This window comes from Sorangium sp. So ce296 (assembly GCF_051529605.1).
In the GTDB taxonomy this organism is placed as follows: Bacteria; Myxococcota_A; Polyangia; order Polyangiales; family Polyangiaceae; genus Sorangium; species Sorangium cellulosum_D.
In genome coordinates, this window is record NZ_CP150325.1 from 13,689,687 (window position 1) to 13,712,879 (window position 23,193).

Below are 23,193 nucleotides of genomic sequence, written 5' to 3' on the forward strand. Positions count from 1 at the left end.
GAGCCATGCGTTCGAGTCCGCCTTTCGTCCCGATCCCGCCGGCCGCGGTCCTCACCTTGCTGGCCGGCTGCGGCGCCGAGGATGCGCTCGCGCCGCTCGGGCCGGTCGTCGGCGCGCCGATCCAGGTCGTGCCGTTCAGCGCACCGATCCAGGGCGTCGAGGCGCAGCCGGCCCACAACAACCTCGATATCGTCGTCCACGAAGGCCGCTATTTCCTCGCGTTCCGGACGGCCCCGAGCCATTTCGCCAGCGAGGAGGCCGAGCTTTACGTGGTGAGCTCGGCCGACCAGGAGCGCTGGACGCTGGAGACCCGCGTCGCGCTCGGGACCGACGTGCGCGTGCCGCGGCTGCTCTCCTACGGGGGCGCGCTCTACCTCTACTTCGCGGTGCTCGGGGAGGATCCTACGCGGTTCGAGCCACAGGGGACGATGCTCGCCGTGTACGAGGGGCCCGGGCGGTTCAGCGAGCCCTCACGATCTCGACATGGATGAGCTCTCGCCCGCGGATCAGGCGCAGAAATACCTGGTCGAGTACTCGTTCGAGCGAAAGCGGTGCTCGCTCTGGAAGGTCGACCCGGACGCGCTGTCGGTGTCGTTGGTGCTCGACCTGCCGTCGCGCGGCGACACGTGCTTCGCGTCGGCGCTCGGCGCCGGCGAGCACGAGATGACCGTGCACAACTACACGTCTCCCATGGACGGAGAAGACCTCGACTGGTTCCGGGCGCAGGGCGGGCCGACGATCGTCTACAGGACGACGTTGACCCTGCCATGACGCCGCGTGAAGCAGGCGAACCGCAGGGCGGGAGCCTAGCCAGGCCCAAACGAGTCAGGCTCGGCGACTAAGGACATCCTTCCTTTGCATCGCACAGCTTTTGGCAATCCTCGAGCTGAAGCCGGACGGCTCTCACGACGTCCTGCGGGTTCTGGACGTTACCGCCGCCGGCCTGAATCTCGGGATCATTGAGGATGGCGAGGGCAGCGTCCACGCATGCACAGATCTCGTCGCACTCGTTCTCCTGGCCCTCGCCGCCCTCGCCGCCCTTGCCGCCCTTGCCGCCCTCGCCGCCGGTATGAGCCGTGGTCGAGCCGCTGGCTTCGGCGTACGACGGGCCGAAGAAGAGCCCGCAGGCGCCGGCGATGAGGAGAAGCGACGCACCATAACCGATCTTCTTGTTCATGGTTCAACCCCCTCGTCGACACGCCGCGCGCATCGTCGCGCCGAAGTGTCGACTTGATACGGCGGTAAAGCTACCCTCAAAACAGTGAGAATCAACAAATTTCACACTATTGACTTTCTCCTCTCCGGCGCCGTCAAGCCACGACGCACGCGCAGCGGACTCGAGAGCTCCGGAGCATCGCTCGACACATAGCGTCGTGCGTCTCGGTCGCCGCTCGGCGCGCGGACAGCGCGGAGAGCGCCCGTCCCGTGAGCTTTCGAACAGAGGAGTCGGACAGGAGCCGAGACAGGATGTGGCTCAACAAAATAAGCATTGCCGCGCTCTGTCCGAGTCGAGCAGGAACATGGGCGGTCACGCGAGCGGGCGCGCGCCGCGCGAGCTCGGCGCGGAGGCTCCCGCGCCCCACGAAATGACCGTCCTGTGCGCAGAACGGAAGGACGGTGTCCTTCCATCGCGCTGCGCTCCTGTACGTCTCGCGCAGGCTTCTCAGCGCGGCTCCCTCCGGGAGACCTCGCCGCCTCACGTTGGTGGGGTTCTTCACATTGCACCTCCAGCTCCGGCCCGCGGCGGTTCGGGTCAGGGATCCGGCGGCGTCGTGCGGGACGCGCGGCGCGCATCTACACGACGCCCTGCGCATACCCTACCTTCCCGGCTCGAATGAGCCCGGACCCTCCCCAGCGCCTCGAGCGGTGGCTCTGCCACCCTCGCTTCTTCAGCGCCGTCTTGCTCCTCGCGCTCGCCCTGGCGGCGTTCACGGTGATCGTCGGCTTCTACAGCGATGACTACCTCCTGCTGTGCTACCTCGCGGAGCTGGTCCCCGGCTCGCCTCCCTGGTACGATCTCTACAACTTCATCAGCGGCGACCCGCAGAAGACGCAGGCGATCATCGCCCTCACCGCGATGCCGTGGTGGACCGATCCCGAGCTCCGGCTCCACCTCGTCCGCCCCCTGACGAGCGCGCTGATCACCCTCGAGCGCGCCGTCTTCGGCCACGCCCCGCTCGGGTACCACCTCGTCTCCATCGCGCTGTACATCGCGGTGGTCGCGGCCGCCGGCAGGCTCTTTCTGCGGGTGCTCCCCCGCGCGACCGCGGCGCTCGCGCTGCTGATCTTCGCGGCGAGCGCGAGCCACATGCAGCCGGCCGGCTGGATCTCCTGCCAGCACTTCCTGATCACGGCGCTCCCGGTGGTGCTCGGGCTCCTGGCCTATCTCCGCTACCGCGACGAGGGCTGGCGGCCCGGGCGGTACCTGGGTCCGCTCGGGCTCGGGATCGGGCTCCTCGGCGGCGAGGCGGCCCTCGGCGGGGCGGCGTACTGGGTCGCCTACCAGCTCGCCGGCCCCGTGCCGCCGGGCCGCGCGGCCGGCGTCCGCGCCCGGGCGACCGCGGCGCTCCCGGTGCTCGGCCTCCTCGTGTACTTCGCCGCCTACAAGGCGGTGGGCGGCGGCGCCGCGCACACCGGCGGTTACGTCGACCCGCTCTCCAGCCCGCTCCAGTTCGCCGCGAGAGCGGCGGAGCGCCTGCCCATCCTGCTCAGCAACGCCCTCCTGACCGTGCCCTCCGAGCTCTCCGGCGCGCTCCCCGTGGGCCCCTTCATCGCCGCCGGCCTCGCGGCGACCGCCGGCCTCGCGCTGCTCTACCGCGCTTGCCTGCCCGCCATCCCCGAGCGCGAGCGCGCCGCCCTGCGCTGGCTCGTCCCCGGGGCGCTCCTCACGCTCCTCACGACCGTCGGCGGCTTCCCGGGGTCGCGCGTCCTGATGCTGCCGAACCTCGGGATCGCGCCGCTCCTCGCCGTCCTCATCCTGCGCGGGCTCCGCCCGGCCTCGTCGCCCGGGCGCGCGCCGTGGGCCCGCCGCGCCGGCGCGGGCTTCTTCGGCGTCGTGCACGTCGCGCTCGCGCCGCCGATGTTCCTCGTCGCCACCCTGTCGAACACGGACGCCGCGCGGAAGCTCGAGCAGGTCGCCCGCACCGCCGAGATCGGCGCGCCGGCCCGCAAGCGGGTCTTCCTCGCCGCCTCCTCGGATCCGCTGGCGTCCATCTATCCTCAGGCGGTCCTCGCCCTGGAGTCGCCCGAGGCCTTCTCGTGCTGGTCGATGCTCTCGACGGCCAAGGCGCCGCACCGCCTCACGCGCACCGGCCCGTCCTCGTTCACCCTCGCTCCCCTCGGCCGCACCATGCTGCTCGGGGCGTTCGAGACCCTCTACCGCGCGCCGTCGGCGCCGATCCCGCTCGGCTACGAGGTCCGCCAGTGCGGCGCCACGATCCGGGTCGCGGAGGTCGAGGGCGGGAGGCCCTCGCGGATCGAGGTCGATCTGGGCGCGCCGCTCGAGGATCCAGGGCTCGTGCTCCTCGCGTGGCGCGACGGGGGGCTCCGCCGCGTCGCGCTGCCCACGATCGGCGAGGCGGTGGAGCTGCCGTGGTCGCCGGGGCCGCTCGAGTTCTTCTGAGCGGGGCGCGCGCGGCGGGGCGCGGCGCCGCCGTGGTATCGTGGCGCCCATGGCGAGCGACGCCCCGAAGAGAGCGGCCCGCGGCGGCGGCGGCGACACGCTGACCCACCCGGGCGCGCGGCCGGCCGACAGCGCGGGCATGGTCCGCCGGTTCCGCGTCGAGCTCGTGGAGGGTCCGGCCAAGGGCGCGGTCTGGGACTCGTCCGCGGATCGGTGCTCGATCGGGTCGAGCGAGGGCAACGACCTCGTGGTCGCCGACGCCACCGTCTCCCGGTTCCACTGCGAGATCCGCATCGACGACGCCGGCGCGCGCGTCCGCGACCTGCGCAGCCACAACGGCACCGTCGTCGACGGCGTGCACGTCATCGAGGCCCTGCTGCGCACCGGCAGCCTCATCCGGCTCGGCAAGACGGTCGCGCGCTTCGAGTTCGGGACGGAGCACAACCGCCTGCCGCTCTGGGAGGAGGCGCGGTTCGGCGCGCTCTCGGGCGCGTCGGCGGCGATGCGGGCGGTGTTCGCGCTCCTGTCGCGCGCCGCCGAGCGCGACGTCACCGTGCTGCTCGAGGGCGAGACCGGCACCGGCAAGAGCCAGGCGGCGCGCTCGGTCCACGAGCGGAGCGCGCGGCGGGAGAGGCCGTTCGTGGTCGTCGACTGCGGCGCGATCCACGGCAACCTGATCGAGAGCGAGCTCTTCGGGCACGCGCGGGGGGCGTTCACGGGCGCGGCGGAGCAGCGCGTGGGCGCCTTCGAGGAGGCGTCGGGCGGGACGATCTTCCTCGACGAGATCGGCGAGCTGCCGCTCGATCTGCAGCCGAAGCTCCTGCGGGCGCTCGAGGCGCGCGAGATCCGCCGCGTCGGGACCAACACGCCGCGGCCGGTCGACGTGCGCGTCATCGCCGCCACGCACCGGGACCTGCGCGCCGAGGTGAACGCGGGGCGCTTCCGGGCGGATCTCTATTTCCGGATCGCGGTCGTGCGGATATCGATGCCGCCCTTGCGGCAGCGCCCCGAGGACATCCCCGCGCTGATCGAGGATCTCCTCGCCTCGCTGCACGCGACGCCCGAGGAGGCCGAGGCGCTGCGCGATCCGAAGGTGATCGCCCGGATGCAGCGCGCCGCGTGGCCGGGCAACGTGCGGGAGCTCAGGAATTACGTGGAGCAGTACCTGGTGTTCCGCGCGCCCCCGCCCATGGGCGACCACGCGCCGCCGAGCGCGCCCGCGGCGGTCGACGTGAGCCTGCCGTACGCCGAGGCGCGCGATCGGGTGCTGGCGGAGTTCGAGCGCCGGTATTTCGAGGCGCTCCTCCGGGCGCACGACGGGAAGGTGTCGCGGGCGGCGGCGGCGGCGGGGCTGGATCGGCGGTATCTGTACCGCCTGCTCCACCGGCACGGGCTCGGGCCGGAGCGCGATCCGCAGGGGTAGGTCAGCGGCAGGTGGAAGCGTAGTTCGGGCAGCAGTCGCCGAAGCGCTCGCACTGCGAATCGCAATAGCAGCCGGCCGGCGCTTGCTCGTCGCAGCGGCGGACGCAGCTCGCCTCCGGGTCGAGCTTCTCTTCGATGTGAGCGCGGCATTCGCCGCGGAGGAAGCCGGCGGAGTTCTTGATGGTCACCAGGACGCTGCAGTCATGAGGATCGGTGGACGCCCAGCCGGTGGCATAGCAGTCCCCGTTCCCGATATGCGACACGGTGTAGCGATCCTTGATGAACCCCTCGTGGCAAGCGCAGCCCATCACCCACGGGAAGTGTTTCTCGAAGGCGCTATCACCGTGGGTCTGCACAACATTGCACGCGGTGAGCTCCTCTTGCGCCACACCTACGTCCTCCGAGAGATCGCCGGACTCCGGCTCGCCCTCTGCCGGCCCCGCGGGCTCCTCGACGGCGGGCGCGTAGCACCCCGCCGCGCCCAGCAGGGCGAAGGCGGCGCAGGAGGAGAGGAGGACGGCGACGTTCGTCAGCATTCGATGGATCATGATGGCAATCTCCTTCGTGAGGCGAGATCGGTTGAGGCGAAGAGCGCGCGAGGACGCGCGCAGGCGCGATCCCAGGCGCCCACAGCCAGGGACCGATTCAAGGCGGCGCGCTCGCGCCGGATTCACGGCCTCGTCGACCTCGCCGGCCTTGCGTCATGAACATCAGCACGGCACATGCCAGCTTCGGCAGGCGGGTCAATCCCGCGGAATCGAGCCGTGCCGGGGCGAGCGCGCCGGGCGAGACCGGCCCCGTGTGGCCTCTCGGGCGACAGGACCGGGCGCCGGCTGCGACGCGGAGGCGACAGCCCCGGCAGCGTATCGCGAGCGCCGGGGGCGAGCGCCGCGTCGCCTAAGGACGAATCGGCGACGACGAACCGGCGCGCTCCGTGGGACCCGCCCCATCCGTGGGCCCCGCGCCCCGCCTCCATCGAAGGGTGCCGCGTCGACGTCGACGCCGCGTTACCGCTCGTCGAGCCCCTCTCCCGCCCCCGGCGTGATCACGAGGCCGCCCCGGGATTCGCCCGCCGTCCACGCGTCGAGGCACAAGAGCGCGCCGCCCGCGAACCGCTCCCGGCCCGGCGCGCCCTGGACCCGCGCGGGCGCGGCGTGCAGCACCAGCGCGACCTTGACCGCGGGGCTCGGCCGCGGCCGCGAGGCGAGCGTCGCCTCGAGCGCGCGCGCCGCGCCGACCAGCCGGGCACGGGCGGCGCGGCTGCCCTCCGGATCGCCGGGGAGCGTCGTCGCCCCGACCAGCACCCCGCCCCCGTCCACGACCGTCACGAGCCCCGCGTCGGCCGCCGCGCGACGGACCGTCTCCAGCACCGCCTCGGCGTCGTCGAACGCGGCCGCGTCGACCTCGCCCTCCCCGTCGATCTGCACCCCGACGTGCAGCGCCGCGGCCGCGCGGACGGGCGCCTCGTCCTTGGCGGCGAGCGACGCCGCGCGGAGGTCCGCGAGCAGCTCGGCCACGCCCGGGTAGCGCGCGTCCGGCGACTTCGCGAGGCAGCGCGCGATCGCGGCGTCGACGGCGGGCGGCACGGCCACGAGATCGCCCGCGCGGGGCGGCGGCGCGAAGAGCTGGAGCTCCTCGAGCTCGACGAGGTTGTCGGCCTGGAACGCGGGCCGCCCCGTGAGCAGCTCGTGGAGCAGGAGGCCGAGCGCGTAGACGTCGGTCCGCGCGTCGACCGGGCGGCCGGCGATCTGCTCGGGGGCCATGCTGCCCGGCGTCCCGAGCACGCTGCTCTGCGTGAAGATCGGCCCGCGGCCGAGCCGCTCGGGCTCGAGGAGCTTGGCGATCCCGAAGTCGACGAGCCGCGTCGTGAACCAGCCGTCCCGCGGGATCGTCATGATGTTCTGCGCCTTGACGTCGCGGTGGACGATGCCGAGCGCGTGCGCGGCCGAGAGCGCCGCGCCGACCTCCTCGAGCACGGCGAGCGCCTCTTCCGGGGAGAACGCGCCCCGGGCGCGGAGCTCCTGCCGGAGCGTGCGGCCCTCGATCCACTCCATGGCGATGTACGGCCGGCCGTCGGGCAGATCCCCGGCGCCGAGGATCTCGACGATGCACGGGTGGGCGAGGCGCCGGAGGGCCGCGGCCTCCTGCTGAAATCTCTCGAGGATACGGGTACTTGCAGCGAGGCGACGCCGGAGGACCTTGAGCGCGGCGGGGCGGCCGGTCCCGAGCTGCGTGGCGAGGTAGACCACCGCGAAGCCGCCGTGGCTCCGCGCCTCCTCGACAAGGAACTCGCCCGCGAGGGTGCCGGGCGCGAGGTCGTCGGCGGCGCCCGGCGCCTCGTCGGCGGCTGTGCCGGTGGGGTCGTGAGGCCTCGTGGTCGCCGCCATGGTGGAGGAGATCGCCTGAGCGCGCGGAGAAATGCAAGCCCGCTGCTCCGCCGTGACGGCGCGACGTCGCTCTCCACGTCTCCACGGCATGATAGCGGGATCACGGACCCTTGACGTGGAGACAGCCCCGGCACCTCCTGAGGCTCTATGCTCAGCCAACGAGCCTCTCTGGAGCGATGGGCGTGCTGCATTGCCGGCATGCTGGCGATCGAGCGCCTCCGCGCCCGACGGCGCTTACCACCTCGGCGCGATCGTCGCCCCGCACGCCTGGATTTCCGAGCTCATCGAGAGCAACAACGCGACGGCCGGCGGCGAGCTCCTCGTCGTTTACTGATCGCCAGCTTCGCGGCATCTTCCGCAGCGGCGAGGACGCCGCGTCGGGCGTTCGGAGATACCGTCGACAAAGCGTCCGCCGGGGGGAGCGATGATCGCATTCCGCGTCTCGGTCAATGGAACGAAGGTCTGCACCGCCGGCGCCGGCCCGGAGGGCGTCCTGGGGATCGTGGTCTCGCAGGACGCCGGCTCTCCGCGGGCGCTGCTCGAGGACGGTCACATGCTCATCAGCGGGCTGGACTCCAACCGGCGAGAGTATCGCGCATGGCGCTCTCCGACGCTGAGGATCGGGGACGAGATCGGGATCGACATCGTCGAGGCGGACGCGGTAGACCCTCCCTGGAGACGCGTCCCGTGCGCTGCGTCGTATCGCGATACGCTCCTCCTCCACGCCCGCGCCGCGCTGGGCGCCTTTGCCGGGTCGGTGCTCCGCGACCCCGGCGGACAGCTCGCGATGGTCGCCCAGAGCGCCCGGTGCCTCCTCTCCAGAGCCACCACCGCCACGATGCGCCGCGCGCTTCGCAGGCCTGGCGCGCGCGCCGAACGCGCCCTCGCCGTCGCGCTGAACTCGCGGCGCGTGTGTGTCGCCGGGGTACCCCGCCGCGGTCATGTGATGACCCTGATCACCTGGTCCGGAGGGCATCGAAACGGCCGCCCCGACCTCTTCTGGTTTTCGGTCTACGGCCGAGACGCCCGTACGGACGAGCGCCTGGACTGGGGCCGTCCGGCCCTGGCCGTCGGCGACCACGTATCCATCCGGATGGCTCGATCGAGAGAACACGACGCGCCCGCGCGAGGTGCGCGGTACCAGGCGCGGCGCCGATGACCTCTCCGCACCAGGATCGACGCGTGAAGGGCGCGCCCTTCGTCACCTGCTCCAGGTGATCCCCGGGCGCCGGTGAGCCTCGAGCCCCGCTTCGGGCGAGCGCCTCGGTCGGGCGGTGTCGCAACAGGCAACCTTCGCTGTAGAGCGCGACGGAGAGCGGCGCGGCGCTCGTGGCGATCAGCGCGTCTCGGGCCGCGCCGGCTTGTGGGTGGCGAGGTACAGCCCCGGCAGGGCCAGGGCGGCGCCGATCCAGTGGTGGGCCGCGAAGGCCTCGCCGAGGAACAGCCAGGCCATGACGGCGGTGTAGACGGGCGAGAGATAGAGCATCAGCCCGGTGCGGCTCGGGCCGAGGTGCTTTGTGACATAGCTGTAGGTGGCATAGGCGCCGGCGCCCGGCACGACGATCAAGGTCAGGACGGCCGCCACCGTGCGGGCATCGAAGGCCGGCGGGCCTTTCACGACCAGCTCCCAGGCGAGGAACGGCAGCATCACGATCACCCCGGCCGCGGCGATGGCGGCCAGCCGGGCGGTGACGCCGAGGGCGCTCGGCCAGCGCTTCAGCAGCACGGCATAGAGCGCCCAGGACATGGCGGCGACCAGGATCAGCAGGTCGCCCGTGGTGAAGCTCAAGCGGAGCAGCGTCGCCGGATCGCCGCGCAGCACGATGACCAGCATGCCGGCGAGCGCCAGCGCCGCGCCGAGCGACTGGCGCAGGCTCAAGCGCTCGCCGAACATGGCGCGCGAGAGCAGGATGATGCCGATCGGCGAGAAGGAATAGAGCAGGCCGATGTTGGTCGCCGTGGTGGTGGCGGCGGCGAGATAGACGCCGGCGCCGCAGATGCCCATGCCGAGCAGGCCGAGGACGAGCAGGCCGCGCCACTCGCGGGCCAGCGCGCCGCGGCGCTGGCGAAGCTCGGCGCCGCAGAAGGGCAAGAGCAGCAGCACGACCCCGGACCAGCGCAGCTCGGCCAGCGCCACCGGCGGGATGAAGTCGGCGGTGGCGCGCGCCAGCACCATGTTGGCGGTGAACATGGCGGGCGTGAGAAAGAGCAGGATCTGGGCGATGCGCTGATCGCGGGCGGCGGCGGGGTCCATCGCCGCGCAGACTAGGGCGCCGCTCAGGCCGGGACCAGGGCTGGACCTCCGGCGAGGACGGACGCCATGCCCGCGCCGCCTCGGAGGGCAGACGCTACGGGTTGCTCGGCAGCGAACCCTGGCCGCCGAGCAACTCCGGAGCGCCGAGCCCGCCGAACGCGCCCGGGTCGGGCACCCCCGGATCGAGCGCGCCCGGATCGATCCGCTCGCCCCAGGTCGGATCCCCGAACGGATCGTCGGGCAGCGTGCCTTCCCACCGATACCAGAACGGATCTTCGGGGTCGTAGACGTGCCTCACGTCGAAGTTGATCGGCAGCGGGTTGCTACAGTCGGAGAGCTCACAGGGGTCCTTCAAGAACACCGTGATGGGGTGCAGCCACGCGGCCTCTTCGGAGGTGCAGGCGGCGTAAGTCCCATGCCCGATCTCGCAGATGGGCTGGGGCGGCTCGGGCGAATACGGCTCCCCGGCGCACGAGCCGGCGTTCCGCGCGACGCACCCCCGGCTGTGGTCGCCGCTCATGGCGCAGGTGCGCGACTCCACCCGCACGCGCTGGTTGACCCACATCAAGGACGAGAGCGGGTCGGGAGAAGAGCAGGCGAACGCATTTTCATAGACGACCTCCACCTCGTCGAGAGACGGCCGCACGACGCGGTAGACGAGCTTCGACTTGTCCAGCGTCGTCCCCTTCCCGAACGTCTTCTCGAGCTTCACCTCGGCGTCCGTGTTCAGCGCCTCGGGGTCGAACAAGTTGCCGAAGAACGCGCCTTCCTGCAATGGATACGCGTTCTCGGCGTTCGGAATCATCCGCTCGTCTATCGGAGCGATCGTCTCCTCTGACGGCGCGCCGGGCGGGTCCTCCTCGGGGAGCGGCTCCCAGCGGAGCGAGAGGTCGACGTGCGCGCCTCGCGCGTTGTTCCTCGCGAGCAGGCACGCCGAGACGAGCTCCTGGCACTCGGTCGACGGCGCGCCGTGAGCCCAGCTCGGGCAGAGCCCGAGGTCGCCCGACCACCCGACCACCACGGGCGCGAGCGACGGCTTCTCGCCGAGCGGAATCGCCCACGAGAGATCGCTCTCGGCGGAGCTGATCGTGACGCCCGCGTCGACGGCCGAGAGCTCGGACGCCGACGTGGTCCACGAGAGGCCCTGGTCCGGCCGGAGCGCGCACTCCACGAGGGCCTGCATCACGTCGCGCGCGTGCGGATCGAGCAGGGCCTTGTGGAGCGAGCCCTCTGCGAACGACGCGCTCGCGAGCGGCCTCCGGGTGAGCTCACGAAGGTTGTCCGCGTTGGTGGTGAGCAGGTTGCCGCCCAGGACCTCGAGCCGGAGGTGATTGCCGATCACCATCGTCTTGAGCAGCGCCGGGTTGGTCAGGATCGTGCCGGCGGGCGCGGAGGTCGCGGAGGTGTCGAGCGCCGACGCGGCGCTCGTCGCGAGGCACAGGGCGGAGGAGGCAGCGAGGGCGAGGCGAGCGGATCTCAGGTTCATCGTTGCGCCTTTCACGAGGAGGGAGCACGGCGCGGCGTCGCGCGGCAGCGCGCGACGCATCGCAATGGGCGCGATGGGCCGCGATGAGCGCATTAGCACGCGTCGCGCCAGCGCCGCCGGGGCCGGATCCCGCGCCCTCCTGGCCTGCGCCGCGGCCTCGCTGTCGCCTGCGCGGCGACAGCCGGGAGGGGGCCTGTCACTCCGGAGGCCCCAGGCGCCCCCGAACGGCGCTCACGCGGGGTCGCCGTCGAGCCGCTCGAGCCGCGCGGCGAGGTGGGCGAGCCGGCCTCTCCAGAAGCGCTGGCCAAAGGAGCTCTGCGCCGCCTCGCCGAGCCACCGGCGGGCCTCCTCGCGCCTGCGCCGCTTCAGCGCGTCGGCCGCCGCGAAGCAGAGGATCTCGATGAGCTCGCTGAGCAGCGACGCGCTCCGCGCCTCGGCGATGAGCGCCTCCCACGCCTCGTCGTCCCGTTCCCCGGCGTCCCGTCCCCCGGCCTCCCGTCCCCCGGCCTCCCGTCCCCCACCCTCCCCTCCCCCGCCCTGCGCGAGCAGCGCGCACAGCCGGAACAGCACCCGCGTGACCGGCGGCGCGGCGCCGAGATCGCACTGCCCGAGCGCCCAGTCGAGGTGGCGCGCGGCCTCGGCGAGCTCGCCGCGGGCGGCGTGGATCCGCGCGACGAGCAGCGCGTAGTCGGGCACCGGGGTCGCCTGAAAGAACCGCCGCTGGAGCTCGAAGGCGCGGACCGCGAGCGGCAGCGCCTCGGCGAGCTCGCCGCTCCAGTAGAGCAGCTCGGCCAGGTTGTGGGCCGGGCCGCGCTCCAGGTACGCGTTGCCGAGCTCGCGGGCCAGGGCGACGGCGGCGCGCAGGTCGCCCTGCGCGCCCTCGGGGTCCTCGCGCATCAGGCGGAGCGTGAGGCGGTTCATGAGCGCGATACCGAGGTGCAGGCGGTCGCCCACGCGCTCGCAGCGCGCGACGACCTCGTGGAACCGCGCCTCGGCCTCGTCGAGCCGGCCCGCGTAGACCAGCGCGGGGGCGAGCAGGAGCAGCGCGATGACGCAGCCCTCGTGGTCGCCCAGCGCGCCGGCGTCCCGGGCCGCGGGCGCGAGGCGCGCGATGGCCTGCTCGAGCTCCTGGCGGCGGAAGTGCCCGCGGCCCACCGCGACCTCGCAGCGCGCCCGCTGCGCGGCGTCCCCGATCCGCGCCACGAGCGGCGCCGCCCGGGCGACGAGCGCCTGCGAGCCCGCGTAATCGTCGCTCCAGTCGAGGACCGTGGCCTCCTCGAGGAGCAGATCCGCGACGGCGGAGAGGTCGCCTTCGGCCTCGGCGAGCGCCCGCGCCGCGCGGAGGTCGGCGGCCGCGTCGTCGAAGCGCTGGATCCGGTAGCGGACCTTGCCCCGGCCCGCGAGCACGGCGACCCGGCTCGCCGCGCCCCCCGGCGGCGGGGCGGCCGCGGCGGTCGCCTCGGTCGCCGAGAGCGCCGCGAGCGCCTCGAGCGCCGCGAGCGCCTCGGTCGCTGCGAGCGCCTCGGTCGCCGCGAGCGCCTCGAGCGCCGCGAGCGCCGCCGAGTAGTGCCGCTCCGCGTCGACGTAGAGGTGCCGCCGCCGCGCCTCCTCCGCGAGCTCGAAGCACGCCGCGGCCGCCTCGGCGTGCGCGCCCGCCGCCGCCGCGTGGCGCGCGATCCGCGCGAGGCGGGCGCCTCGCTCCGCGGGCGCCGCGAGCAGGCGGCGGAGCGCGATCCCGTGCAGCCGCCGCCGCAAGGGCGGGGGCGCCTCGGCCTCGATCGCCTCGCGCAGGAGCGGGTGTGCGAACGCGAGCCGGCGCCCGTCGCCGGCGTCCGCGACGCGCAGCAGGCCGCGACGCACGAGGCGGGACAGGCCGACGCCGGGGTCCAGACCCCCGCAGGCGCCGACGGCGCGCTCGCGCGCGGCCTCGTCGAGGAGGCGCCCGATCTCGTCGACCTCGAGCTCGTCGCCCGCCACGGCGCACACCTCCGCGAGCTCGGCGAGCGGGGGCGGCAGGCCGGCGAGCGCGCGGCGCGCGAGGCGGTCCATGATCGGCGCCGCCTCGCCGCGCGCGATCTCGTCGCCGGCGAGGTACCACCCCGGGCCGCCGCGGACCTTCCGGAGGGCGCCGGCCCGCCGGAGCGCGGCCGCGAGCTCGACCAGGAAGAGCGGGACCCCCTGCGCCGCCTCGAGCAGGCCCGCGACGACCGGCTCCGGCACGAACTCGACCGGACGCAGCCGGTCGAGCAGCGCCGCGCGCGCCGCGGCCGGGTCGAGCGGCGGGAGGGTCCGCTGGATCGAGCGCGCGGCCCGCTCGCCGTGCAGCGGGCGCATCGCGGCGAGCGCGGGGTGCGCGGCCACGAGGATCGCGAGCGGCGCGCGGGAGCCCGAGAGGGTCGCGATCTCGATGGCGTCGAGGCCGGCCTGGTCGCCCCACTGCGCGTCGTCGACGACCAGCGCGAGCGGGCGCTCCTCGGAGGCGCGCCGGAGCGCCTCGCCGGCGGCCCGGGCCAGCGTCTGGCGGAGCGCGCCCGGCGCGGCGAGCGCCGCGGCGACCGCGGGCTCGGTGTCGGGCAGGGCGTCGAGCGCGAAGGCGACCGCCGGCCACGACGCGGGGCCGAGCTCGGGGCCGAGCCGCGCGACGCACGCCGCGCGGATGGCGTCCGCGCGCGCGCCGTCGTCGAGGGCGAGGGCGGCGCGGAGCAGCGCGCGGACGAGCCCCGCCGGCTCCGCGACGTCGGGCGGCCGCGCGGCGACGGCGATCGCGCGCGCGCCGGGCTCGGCCGAGAGCGCCGCGGCGACCGCGTCGCAGAGGCGCGTCTTACCGTGGCCGACCTCGCCGAGCAGCGTGATCAGGAGCGGCGCGCGGTCGCGCCACGCAGCGCGCGCGTGGGCGGCGATCTCGGCGAGGAGCTCGTCTCGCCCGCGGAGCGGCAGCTCGGCCGCCGGGGATTCGGGCGGGGCGGCGCCGCTCGCGCCGCCGTCGCTTTCGGCTTCGCCGCCTGCGTCGAGGGGGGCGGCCGCGTCCGGGAGGAGGGCGGCGGCCTCCGGGGTGATCGCGACCGGCCGCGGCGCGCCGGTGGGCCAGAAGCTCGTGGGCCGCGAGAGGGCCGGCCCCGCGAACACCACGCCGGCGGCGCCCTCGCGCACCTGGAGCTCGGCGACGTGCACGGCCGCCGATGCCGTCTGGCCGAGCGCGGCCACGAGCCGCCGGGCCGCCTGGAGGGCGGCGCGGGCGGCCGGGCGGGCTGCCCCTGGAAAGGCGAAGACGTGGAGCCCGTCCTGCACCCGGGCGAGCCGCCCGCCGAACGGAGCGGCGATGCCGGCGACCTGGTCCACGGGCGCGCCGGTGCGGACGGCGAGGAGCGCCACGGGGCGACGCCGCGGGGGGGCGGGCCCGCCCGGAGCGGGGTCGCGGGGGGGCGGGGGCGGCTGGCGCGCTTCCTGGGGCGGTTGGATCGGTTCCTGGACCGGTTGGATCGGTTCCTGGACCGGTTGGATCGGTTCCTGGACCGGTTGGATCGGTTCCTGGACCGGTTGGATCGGTTCCTGGACCGGTTGGATCGGTTCCTGGACCGGTTGGATCGGTTCCTGGACCGGCCGGCCGGTCCGCTGCGGCGCACAAGGGACCATGACGCCCTCGAGCGCCGCCCGGAGCGCCCCGGCGAAAGCGCGCGCCGACCCGAAGCGCTCCTCTCGCGCCTTGGCCAGGGCGCGCAGCACGACCTCGTCGGCGCCTCGTGGGATGGGCGCGAGCTCCGACGGCCGCGGCGGGCGCCGGGAGACGTGCGCGTGGACGACCGCCGACGCCTCTCCCACGAAGGGCGGCCGCCCGGTGAGCAGCTCGAACGCGACCACCCCGAGCGCGTACAGGTCGGCGCGGCCGTCGGCGTCGCGCGCGTCGAGGCACTGCTCCGGGGCCATGTACAGCGCGCTGCCGAGCCGGAGCCCGGTGCGCGTGAGCCCGCGCCCCCTCTCCGTCGCGCCGTCCGCCTCCCCGAGCCGCGCGAGCCCGAAATCGAGGAGGGCGATCCCCGCCGCCGGGCCGCCCATCTGCCGCAGCATCACGTTCTCCGGCTTCAGATCCCGGTGCACGACGCCGGCCGCGTGCACCCCGTCGACCGCGGCGCCGATCGCCTCGACGAGCCGCACCGCCTCGGCCGGCGCGGCGGCGCCCGCTCCGGGGAGCGCCTCCATCCAGCGCGCCAGCGTCTCCCCGGCGAGGAGCTCGAGGATCAGATACGGAAAGCCTCCGAGCTCGCCTCCCCCCAGCAGCCGCGGCGCCGCGGGCGGCCCGATCCGGCGGAGCGCGGCTGCCTCGCGCGCGAAGCGCGGATCGCCTCGATGGCGCGCGATCTTGAGCGCCACGGCGAGGCCGTCCTCCCGCCGCGAGGCCGCGAACACGCGCGCGAAGCCGCCCTCGTCGAGGAGGCGGAGCCCATCGAACCCCGGCACCTGCGGCGCGGCCTCCGCCGCGTCCACCTCGGGCTCCGTCGCGGCGCCGCCGTGGAGCGGGCACCCCGAGGCGGCGCCGATCCGGCGATGGCAGAGAAAGCAGCGCATCCGCGGGGGTTGGCCTCTCGGGCAGCGATGCTAGCCCGGCGCGCAACCCGCCGGAAGGTGCCCTCCGGCGTTCACCCGTCGGACCGCGGCGCGGCGGCCGCGAGCTCCTTGGTCACGCCGCGTCGGCGAGCAGCCGCCGGAGGCTCGCCTCGACCGCGCCCCGATCCCACGGGATCTCCTCACCGGCGTTGAAGTCCTCCATCATGTCGAGGACGAGAGGGATGTGCGCGGCGTCTGCGCGCAGGGTCGCTGCGAAGCTCATGCGAGCCTCGATATCAAGCGGAGAGAGAGAGGATGCCAGCGAAGCCGGGTGGATGAACGTCTTTCCGAGCACGAGCATCGGAGGGTCATGACCACCCAGTCCAATAGAATCGGTTCTCGTTCCTGGGTCCACCGGTGCGCCTCGGTCGCCGGCTCGCTCGCGGTCCTCCTCGCGGCCGTTGCCTGCGAGCCGCTAGGCGACGGCGACGGCGGTGACGGCGGCGACGGCGGCTTCGGGGGTGATGGCGGCAACGGCGGCAACGGCGGCTTCGGGGGCGATGGTGGCAGCGGCGGTGACGGCGGCGATGGTGGCAGCGGCGGCGATGGTGGCAGCGGCGGCGATGGTGGCAGCGGCGGTGACGGCGGCAACGGCGGCGACGGCGGCACCGGTCCTGCGCTGGCGTGGGCGCGGGGATACGGCAGCCCGGGGCTCGACCGGGGCCGTTCCATCGCGAGCGACGCCGAGGGCAACTTCTATGTCATCGGGAGCTTCGAGGGGACGGTCGACTTCGGTGCTGGCCCGCTGACGAGCGCCGGCAAGACGGACATCTTCCTCCTCAAGCTCGATCCGTCGGGTGAGCTGCTCTGGAGCAAGCGCTTCGGGAAGCGCTTCGACGAGGGAGGCTCCGCCGTGGCCGTCGACGCGAACGGCGACGTCATCATTGCCGGCGCCTACCGCGGAAACGGGAACGACGACAACGATAGCGTCGACTTCGGCGGAGGCCCGCTCCCGGGCCTGGAGTTCGAGAGCGTAGGCTTCATGGCGAAGCTCGACGGCGAGGGCAACCACATCTGGAGCCAGGGCCGCGGCTTCAGTTTCGTGGAGCACATCGCAGCCGACGCCCTCGGCGACGTGTACGTGGTGCGCAAAACCGCCCTTAACGCCGGCCTGGTGAAGGTGGGCCCCATGGGCGAGTCCCTTTGGACGGCCGCCCTCATCAACTCATCGGAGTACACTACTTACAGGAGCCTCGCGGTCGACAGCGCCGGAAATGCGGTGGTCGCCATGGGTGACCAGAGCGGTCCCGGGTTCTGCCCCTGCGTGGAGACGTTCTACGTCCGCAAGTTCACGCCGGCGGGCGAGGTCCTCTGGACACGGCAGTTCAACACCAGCAACCCGGGGTACCCCGACCCCGAGATCGGTAACCGCGGAGCGATGGCCCACCACGTGGCGGTCAACGCCGCGGACGAGATCTTCGTGGCCGGCGCTTCACAGGGAGACGTCGACTTCGGCGACGGCGTGCTTCCCAAAGGCTACGTCCTCGTCAAGCTGGACCCCAGCGGCGAGCACGTCTTCAGCCGCCCGTTCCGCTACGTCATGACCATGATCGGCGATCCCGCCGGCGACATCATCGTCCTCGGGGGGCGTCTCGCCAAGCTGGACGCGAGCGGGAGCGAGCTCTGGACGCAGCCGTTCTACATGCCCGGGATCACCCCCGTTCCCGGGGTCAGCCTCGCCGTCTCTCCGCTCGGCGCGATCGGCCTGGCGGGCAGCATGAACGCGGCGCTGGACCTCGGCACCGGCCCGCTCCCCTTCGCGGGGGGCGAAGACATCTTCGTCGCGGCGTTCGGCCCGTGAGGCGCGCCGGGTAGCGGCTGCGGTACGCGCCGCCAGAACGCTGTTCCGTTGGAGATCCTCAGGCGCGGCAGCCCGGGTCAGGCCACCTCGGGCGCCGGACGGAAGGCCGCGCGGCCGCCGAAGAAGACGAGCAGGCCGAGGGCGATCCAGACGAGCTCCTTGGCCCGCTTGAGGAGGACGAAGGCGGCGCCGACCGTCGCCGCGGCGGGCACGCCGAGCGCGCCGAGGAAGGCGACGTAGCCGGCGTCCTGCACGCCGAGCCCGGCCGGCACCATGAAGGCGGCCGCGCGGAGGAGCGCGAGGACGACCTCGAACGACAGGACCTCGGCGAGCGAGACGTCGACCCCCAGCAGCCGGAGCAGATAGAGCGTCTCCAGCCCCTCGGCGAGCCACATCGCGAGCAGGAGGAGCGCCGCCGACGCGAGCGCGCCGCGCCGCCTCCCGAGCGCGGCCGCGTGCCGATCGAGCGCGGAGAAGCCCGCGGCCCTCGCCTCGACGTACGCCCGCACGCGGCGGCCCGGCAGCCGCCTGAGCTGCGCGAAGAGCCGCGACGCGACCGTGCCCGAGAGGAGCGCGCCCGCGAGCGCGAGCGCGGCGGCGAGCAAGCCGAGCCCGGAGACGACGACGAGCCACGGGAGCCCGGGCGCGCCGAGCAGCGGGCCCGAGGCGCGCTCCAGGTGGCCGAAGCCGAGCGCGAGGGCGATCGCCACGTAGGCCGCGTTCGCGAGGAGGATCAGCGATCTGCGCGCCGCGATGCCGGCGATGCCCTGCGGCCCGGGGACCCCGCACCACGCGTGGAGCAGGTAGAACGTGACCGACTCGGAGAGGGCGGCCCCGGCCGGGACGCTCATGGCGAGCGCCTCGGTCGACAGCGTGAGCGAGAGATACCGCGCGAACGGCGCGGGCGACCCGAGCGCGCCGAAGACGCGCCGGCTCGCCTCGGCCTGGAATAGCCGCGCGACCAGGTTGGGGATCAGGGCGAGCGCCATCATCGGCGCTCCCGCCGAGGCGATGAGCGCCCCCACGCCCGGCAGATCCGCGCCGCGCAGCGTGCTCCAGAGCGCCGCCGCGGCCACCGCCACCCCGAGCCACTTCACCGCGACGGCGCCCGCGGAAGGGCGCGCTCTCGCCTGGGGAGGCGGCTTGTCGTGGGCAAGGAGGGTCATCGCACGCTCGCGCACGGGCCCATCGGCCCCGCGGGTGCTCGTATCTCTCAGGCGCGTCGCGGCCTCATGACACGCGCGCAACTCCGAGCGCTCAGGCGCGTCGCGGCCTCATGGCGCGCGCGCGACCCCGCCGCGACACATCGAGTTTGTCTGCCGCCGGCGGCGCCGCGCCGGCGGGGGCGGCCCCCGGCGGCGCCGCGCCGGCGCGCTCACGCGTCCTGGGTCACCCGGATCCGCGCGATGAACTCGCCCCCCGCGCCGGGCTGCGACCCGAGCGGGGTCAGCGTCACGCTCGCCTCGCGCGCGCGGCTGTGCGGGCAGACGAGGCGGCTCCGCGCGACCGCGCGGGCGGCCGGGAGCGGCGCCTGCACGTCGACGAGCACCGACGCGACGTCGCGCCCGTAAAGGAGCTTCTCGTCCACGCCGAAGAGGTCGTGGGCGCTCGGGTTGGCGCCGAGGATCTCCCCCGCGCTGTCGAGCAAGAGGCACGGCTCGGCGATCTCGGCGAGGAGCGCCCTCGATCGCTCCTCGAGCTGCGACACGCTCTCCATCGCGATCACGAGCTCTTCCTCCAGCTGGCTCACCGACGTCCTCACGCCGGAGAGCGAGTCGTACATGCGCGCGATGGTGGTGGCGATCTGCCGGACCTCGATGGCCTCGAACGGCTTGCGGAGGATGAGCAGGTTCGGCGGACACCCGAGCTCGCTCGCGATCTCGTCCCAGCTGTAGTCCGAGTAGGCGGTGCAGATGACCGTGTAGATGTCCGGCGCGAAGCTCCAGATCCCCTTGATCGTCTGGATGCCGTCGATGCCCGGCGGCATCCGCATGTCGACGAAGGCGAGGAAATACCGGCTCGGGTTGGCCTTGACGAGCGCGATTCCATCCATGCCCGAGTGGGCCGACTCGATGGTGAACCTGAGGCCGTGGAGGAGGTCGGGGGCCTCCTCGGGCGCCTCGGCGCCGAACAGGCGCGACTCGAGGGCCAGGAGCCCGCGGATCATCTCCGGATCGTGGAGCGGCCTGGGCACGAGCATCCGCTCCATCAACACATGGATGTCCGGATTGTCGTCCACGACGAGGATGGGTCGACTCGCTGGTTCCGAAGACATGAAGATCCTCTCGATTCACTCCGGCCCCGCCGCGGGCCCCGGGTTACCGCCGATTCCGCCGCTCCAGCCGGCGCCGGACCGAGGCGACGCGCAGCTCGGTCCGCGCGACGCAGGCCGCGGCGCCAATCACGCCGGGCATCGCCGCCAGCGAGTCGAGCACCTCGTACGCGGCCTCGAGCGGCAGGGTGGGCTCCCTCAGCCCGAGCCGCTCGCCCTGCCGGTCGACGATCTCCGCCGCCGCGGCGCTGCCGAGCGTCCGCCCGAGGAGCTCCACCAGCCCGGCGCGCTCACATCGACGGGTGCTGTCCGAGGATCCCATGCCTTCGCGTTTCCTTGATCGCCGCGCTTCGCGGAAACATTGGACTCGCTGTCACGGGAGGTGTCAACAAACAGCGTGATCGCACGTACATCCCACCCATTGACTCGAACTCAATAGGGGTAATCCAGATCACATGCCGCTGCGGAGCGGGGCGCGTCTCTGGGCGGTGCCGTCGCGGCGCGCCGGCGCGTGCGTCGTGCGCGGCTCGGGCCGCGCGCGGGCTGCGCGCTCGGCGCCGCGGCCGCTCGTGCGCCTCCGCGCCGCGCGGCGCGGCGCGGCGCGGGCAGCTGGGCCGAGGCGGGGGCCGTGCCGCGCAGGTTTCATCCGATCTGCTGAGGTTGTCCGCCGCGCCGTCCGTGGGCGTAAAGGGCGCGCGCGGGCCGGCGGGAGCCGGGTGAGGCATCAAGATCGGCTATCGTCCCTGCAGCGCCGCGGCGCGCGGGGGGAAGCGGCCTCGGTGGGCTCGGCGGCCACGGCGGGGAAGACGGAAGGAAGAGCGAAGTGGCGACAGATCACGACAGCATCGAGCGGCTCCGGGTGGAGAACGCCGGCCTGCGCAAGGAGATCGACCGGCTGCACGAGCAGCTCGGGCGCCGGGAGGAGCGGACGCGGCTGATCCTGCAGGCGGCGGTCGAGGGGTTCCACGTCCTCGGGATGAACGGTGACATCCTCGACTGCAATCCATCCTTCGCGAGCATCGTGGGTTACGACCGGAGCGAGCTCCTGACGATGCACATTGGCCAGATCGACCCGCAGCCGGCGCACGAGGTCGCCGCGATCATGGATGAGATCAGGGCGAAGGGGTCGCTCCGCTTCATCACGAGGCACCGCCACAAGGACGGCCACCTGATCGACGTCGAGGTGAGCTCTCACCTGGTCCGGAGCGGCGACGAGCGGTTCTTCTCGGCCTTCTCGCGCCCGCTGACCGAGCAGCTGCGGCGCGAGCAGGCGCTGCGCGAGAGCGAGCAGAAGTTTCGAGCGATCTTCGACGGGACGTCGATGTTCATCAGCCTGCTCACCCCGAGGGGGGAGCTGCTCGAGTGCAACCGGACCATGGCCGATTTCACCGGGGCTCGCCCCGAGCAGGGCCGCGGCGAGCCGCTCTGGCGCGCGCCCTTCTGGGGCGGCGCGCCGGGCGTGGAGGAGCGGCTGAGGGCGTGCGTGGAGGCGGCGGCGTCGGGCGCGCGATCCTCGTGCGAGCTGGAGATCCGCGGGGCGGGCGGGCGCGCGGCCACGCTCGACCTCAAGATGAAGCCTATCGTCGATGCGTCGGGCGAGAGCGTCCTCGTGATCGCCGAGGGGTACGACGTGACCGAGCTCCGGCGGGCCGAGGTGGAGCGGGCGGCCCTTCAAGAGCAGATGATCCACGCGCAAGAGGCGACGATCCGGGAGCTGTCGACGCCGCTCATCCCGCTCGACGCGGGGATCCTGGTGATGCCCCTCGTCGGGCGGCTCGATCGGGTGCGCATCGAGCAGCTCCTGGAGCGGCTGCTGCACGGGGTGGTGGCGCAGCGCGCGGCCACGGTCATCCTGGACGTCACCGGCGTGGCGGTGGTGGACGCCGAGATCGCGGACGCGCTGATCCGGGCGGCCCAGGCGGTCAACCTGCTCGGCGCGGAGGTCATCCTCACGGGCGTGGGCCCCGAGGTCGCGCAGACGATGGTGGGCATCGGCATCGATCTCCAGGGGATCGCCACGCTGAGCTCGCTCCAGAGCGGGCTCCACCACGCGCTCGGGCGCTCGCGCCGCGGGAGCAGGCCGGGCGGCGCGCGGCGCCGCGGAGGGTGACGGTCGCGACAGGATCGGGTGCTCGGGAGCTTCGCCCTAGGGGTCGATCATGACCGCGCTCGTCCTGCGCTTTCGGGAGGATCGCTCCGGGGGATCGGCTCGGCGAGCCAGCGCACCAGCGCGTCGGCGTCGAGATCGAGCAGGGCGTCCTCGACTTCGCCCGGCCCGATCGCCAGCGCGCGCTCGACGATCGAGCGCTCCTCTTCCGCGGTCGGCCGGCGCCCGACCCGCCGGACGAAGAGGCGGCCGAGCAGCTCCGCGATGGCCTTCTGCGCCCCCTTCTGCTCGCCGCGCTTTTCACCCCGCTTCTCACCCCGCTTCTCACCCCGCTTCTCACCCCGCTTCTCGCCCCGCTTCTCACCCCTCTTCTCAGCCGTCTGCACGGCTCTCTGCGCCGCTTGCCGCTCGGCCTCCATGATCATTTCGTTGATCACCGGAATGCGCCGGAGCAGCTCCTTCTCCGTCTCCCTGTCGTCGAACAGCATAGCGAGCTCCTCCCACAGATTATGTCCCCAGGGATCGATGGCTGCCATCACCAGCAGCGCGTTGTATAGCTCGAGCCGCTCCTCGCCGGTCGCTGCCCGCGCGTGGATCTCCTCGACCACGTCCCGCATCGCCGCCGCGGTGGCGTCCCGAGCGAGCGGCGCGAACACCAGCCAGAACACGCTGCCGCGCGCCCGGAGCTCGGCCACGGTGCGCTGGTAGACCGCGTCGATCCGGAAGTGCGTGCCGCTGAACCGCCGCCCCGGCCACGCCGTGCGGCGCGCGCCGATCGCCGGCAAGCGCTGCTTCCGGCCCGAGAGGACCACGGCCACGCTCTCGATCGGCGGCACCGGCGCTCCTTTCGCCTCGGCGCGCAGCGCGGTGAAGAGGAAGCCGAGGTACTCGAAGACCTGGTCCGGCACGTCGTCGCGCAGCGCGAAGCAGAACTCGACGTGCAGCACGCGCAGCTCGCCGCCGACGCGCAGGCGCAGCGCCTTGTCGAGGCGTCGCTCGAGCTTCGTGACCTGGGAGTCGACCCAACCGAGCACCTCGACCGGCCGGCGCTCAGGGACGAAGACGCGCGCGATGTCTCCAGGGCGCCTTCGGGCGATGTGGCGCAAGGTGATGTCGGCGTTTCCCATGCGGCGCGCGATTGGCAGGTCGCGTGCCGGGCGAGCGGCGCGCCGAGATCGGCGCGGTACGGCGGGTATTCTCGGCGAAGAGGCGCGCTCGGGCGGTGGCGGCGCCATGGCGG

The 23,193-nt window shown here is 73.6% G+C and carries 19 protein-coding genes; 8 read left to right on the forward strand and 11 right to left on the reverse strand.

From position 1 onward, the window contains the following. Positions 1–5: 5 nt before the first annotated feature. Both WME98_RS50505 and WME98_RS50510 read left to right on the forward strand, forming a co-directional pair. A complete protein-coding gene (locus WME98_RS50505) occupies positions 6–491 on the forward strand; it encodes a hypothetical protein (RefSeq protein WP_437948747.1) in 486 nt (161 codons plus the stop codon). Then, positions 484–771, forward strand: a complete 288-nt coding sequence (locus tag WME98_RS50510; RefSeq protein ID WP_437948749.1) for a hypothetical protein — start codon at positions 484–486, stop codon at positions 769–771. Before WME98_RS50505 ends, WME98_RS50510 begins: the two co-directional genes overlap by 8 nt. A gap of 67 nt (positions 772–838) precedes the next feature. Here the strand turns inward: WME98_RS50510 and WME98_RS50515 are convergent, their stop codons facing one another. Next, the gene (locus WME98_RS50515) at positions 839–1,177 is read right to left on the reverse strand and encodes a hypothetical protein (RefSeq protein ID WP_437948750.1); all 339 of its coding nucleotides are present in this window, start codon (positions 1,175–1,177) and stop codon (positions 839–841) included. 657 nt (positions 1,178–1,834) lie between these two features. Here WME98_RS50515 and WME98_RS50520 point away from each other — a divergent pair. Next, entirely contained in the window at positions 1,835–3,622 is a 1,788-nt protein-coding gene (locus WME98_RS50520; protein ID WP_437948752.1) for a hypothetical protein, read from the forward strand. A gap of 49 nt (positions 3,623–3,671) precedes the next feature. After that, on the forward strand, positions 3,672–5,045 hold the full coding sequence (locus tag WME98_RS50525; protein ID WP_437948754.1) for a sigma 54-interacting transcriptional regulator: 1,374 nt from the start codon (positions 3,672–3,674) through the stop codon (positions 5,043–5,045). A gap of 1 nt (position 5,046) precedes the next feature. On the opposite strand, the gene WME98_RS50530 is transcribed toward WME98_RS50525, so the two are convergent. Together WME98_RS50530 and WME98_RS50535 are read right to left on the reverse strand one after the other, a co-directional pair. Further along, positions 5,047–5,592: a hypothetical protein gene (locus WME98_RS50530; RefSeq protein WP_437948756.1), complete on the reverse strand. Its 546-nt coding sequence runs from the start codon at positions 5,590–5,592 to the stop codon at positions 5,047–5,049. Positions 5,593–6,051: 459 nt separating this feature from the next. After that, on the reverse strand, positions 6,052–7,431 hold the full coding sequence (locus WME98_RS50535) for a serine/threonine-protein kinase (protein ID WP_437948758.1): 1,380 nt from the start codon (positions 7,429–7,431) through the stop codon (positions 6,052–6,054). A gap of 190 nt (positions 7,432–7,621) precedes the next feature. Between WME98_RS50535 and WME98_RS50540 the strand changes: the two genes are divergently transcribed. Continuing rightward, a complete protein-coding gene (locus tag WME98_RS50540; protein WP_437948760.1) occupies positions 7,622–7,765 on the forward strand; it encodes a hypothetical protein in 144 nt (47 codons plus the stop codon). A gap of 90 nt (positions 7,766–7,855) precedes the next feature. Further along, positions 7,856–8,590: a hypothetical protein gene (locus WME98_RS50545; RefSeq protein WP_437948762.1), complete on the forward strand. Its 735-nt coding sequence runs from the start codon at positions 7,856–7,858 to the stop codon at positions 8,588–8,590. A 177-nt stretch (positions 8,591–8,767) separates the two neighbouring features. Here the strand turns inward: WME98_RS50545 and WME98_RS50550 are convergent, their stop codons facing one another. From WME98_RS50550 to WME98_RS50565, 4 genes are all read right to left on the reverse strand, one after another. Beyond that, positions 8,768–9,685: a DMT family transporter gene (locus tag WME98_RS50550; RefSeq protein WP_437948764.1), complete on the reverse strand. Its 918-nt coding sequence runs from the start codon at positions 9,683–9,685 to the stop codon at positions 8,768–8,770. Between the two features lie 94 nt (positions 9,686–9,779). Further along, positions 9,780–11,171: a hypothetical protein gene (locus tag WME98_RS50555; protein ID WP_437948766.1), complete on the reverse strand. Its 1,392-nt coding sequence runs from the start codon at positions 11,169–11,171 to the stop codon at positions 9,780–9,782. Between the two features lie 231 nt (positions 11,172–11,402). After that, positions 11,403–15,734 (reverse strand): protein kinase domain-containing protein, encoded by a 4,332-nt coding sequence (locus tag WME98_RS50560; RefSeq protein ID WP_437948768.1) that lies wholly within the window; start codon positions 15,732–15,734, stop codon positions 11,403–11,405. Positions 15,735–15,846: 112 nt separating this feature from the next. Then, the gene (locus WME98_RS50565; protein WP_437948770.1) at positions 15,847–15,996 is read right to left on the reverse strand and encodes a hypothetical protein; all 150 of its coding nucleotides are present in this window, start codon (positions 15,994–15,996) and stop codon (positions 15,847–15,849) included. Positions 15,997–16,083: 87 nt separating this feature from the next. Here WME98_RS50565 and WME98_RS50570 point away from each other — a divergent pair, with 87 nt between their 5' ends. Further along, positions 16,084–17,574, forward strand: a complete 1,491-nt coding sequence (locus WME98_RS50570; RefSeq protein WP_437948772.1) for a hypothetical protein — start codon at positions 16,084–16,086, stop codon at positions 17,572–17,574. A 77-nt stretch (positions 17,575–17,651) separates the two neighbouring features. Here the strand turns inward: WME98_RS50570 and WME98_RS50575 are convergent, their stop codons facing one another. The 3 genes from WME98_RS50575 to WME98_RS50585 form a co-directional block, all read right to left on the reverse strand. Beyond that, positions 17,652–18,740, reverse strand: coding sequence for a lysylphosphatidylglycerol synthase domain-containing protein (locus WME98_RS50575; RefSeq protein WP_437948774.1), 1,089 nt, complete (start codon positions 18,738–18,740; stop codon positions 17,652–17,654). Positions 18,741–18,949: 209 nt separating this feature from the next. Beyond that, a complete protein-coding gene (locus tag WME98_RS50580) occupies positions 18,950–19,849 on the reverse strand; it encodes a PAS domain-containing protein (protein ID WP_437322225.1) in 900 nt (299 codons plus the stop codon). A 43-nt stretch (positions 19,850–19,892) separates the two neighbouring features. After that, entirely contained in the window at positions 19,893–20,168 is a 276-nt protein-coding gene (locus WME98_RS50585; RefSeq protein ID WP_437948776.1) for a hypothetical protein, read from the reverse strand. A gap of 501 nt (positions 20,169–20,669) precedes the next feature. On the opposite strand from WME98_RS50585, the gene WME98_RS50590 reads away from it, so the two are divergent. Then, positions 20,670–21,956, forward strand: a complete 1,287-nt coding sequence (locus WME98_RS50590) for a PAS domain S-box protein (RefSeq protein ID WP_437948778.1) — start codon at positions 20,670–20,672, stop codon at positions 21,954–21,956. A gap of 47 nt (positions 21,957–22,003) precedes the next feature. Here WME98_RS50590 and WME98_RS50595 read toward each other — a convergent pair whose 3' ends face one another. Continuing rightward, positions 22,004–23,080, reverse strand: coding sequence for a hypothetical protein (locus WME98_RS50595; protein ID WP_437948780.1), 1,077 nt, complete (start codon positions 23,078–23,080; stop codon positions 22,004–22,006). Between the last annotated feature and the right edge of the window lie 113 nt (positions 23,081–23,193).

Bases quoted from the DNA above. Each gene is read 5' to 3' on its own strand.
- WME98_RS50525 (WP_437948754.1), top strand. From the start codon at position 3,672: ATGGCGAGCGACGCCCCGAAGAGAGCGGCCCGCGGCGGCGGCGGCGAC.
- WME98_RS50565 (WP_437948770.1), bottom strand. From the start codon at position 15,996: ATGAGCTTCGCAGCGACCCTGCGCGCAGACGCCGCGCACATCCCTCTC.
- WME98_RS50555 (WP_437948766.1), bottom strand. From the start codon at position 11,171: ATGAACCTGAGATCCGCTCGCCTCGCCCTCGCTGCCTCCTCCGCCCTG.
- WME98_RS50505 (WP_437948747.1), top strand. From the start codon at position 6: ATGCGTTCGAGTCCGCCTTTCGTCCCGATCCCGCCGGCCGCGGTCCTC.
- WME98_RS50560 (WP_437948768.1), bottom strand. From the start codon at position 15,734: ATGCGCTGCTTTCTCTGCCATCGCCGGATCGGCGCCGCCTCGGGGTGC.
- WME98_RS50595 (WP_437948780.1), bottom strand. From the start codon at position 23,080: ATGGGAAACGCCGACATCACCTTGCGCCACATCGCCCGAAGGCGCCCT.
- WME98_RS50585 (WP_437948776.1), bottom strand. From the start codon at position 20,168: ATGGGATCCTCGGACAGCACCCGTCGATGTGAGCGCGCCGGGCTGGTG.
- WME98_RS50575 (WP_437948774.1), bottom strand. From the start codon at position 18,740: ATGACCCTCCTTGCCCACGACAAGCCGCCTCCCCAGGCGAGAGCGCGC.
- WME98_RS50550 (WP_437948764.1), bottom strand. From the start codon at position 9,685: ATGGACCCCGCCGCCGCCCGCGATCAGCGCATCGCCCAGATCCTGCTC.
- WME98_RS50510 (WP_437948749.1), top strand. From the start codon at position 484: ATGGATGAGCTCTCGCCCGCGGATCAGGCGCAGAAATACCTGGTCGAG.
- WME98_RS50515 (WP_437948750.1), bottom strand. From the start codon at position 1,177: ATGAACAAGAAGATCGGTTATGGTGCGTCGCTTCTCCTCATCGCCGGC.
- WME98_RS50545 (WP_437948762.1), top strand. From the start codon at position 7,856: ATGATCGCATTCCGCGTCTCGGTCAATGGAACGAAGGTCTGCACCGCC.
- WME98_RS50520 (WP_437948752.1), top strand. From the start codon at position 1,835: ATGAGCCCGGACCCTCCCCAGCGCCTCGAGCGGTGGCTCTGCCACCCT.
- WME98_RS50570 (WP_437948772.1), top strand. From the start codon at position 16,084: ATGACCACCCAGTCCAATAGAATCGGTTCTCGTTCCTGGGTCCACCGG.
- WME98_RS50530 (WP_437948756.1), bottom strand. From the start codon at position 5,592: ATGATCCATCGAATGCTGACGAACGTCGCCGTCCTCCTCTCCTCCTGC.
- WME98_RS50535 (WP_437948758.1), bottom strand. From the start codon at position 7,431: ATGGCGGCGACCACGAGGCCTCACGACCCCACCGGCACAGCCGCCGAC.
- WME98_RS50580 (WP_437322225.1), bottom strand. From the start codon at position 19,849: ATGTCTTCGGAACCAGCGAGTCGACCCATCCTCGTCGTGGACGACAAT.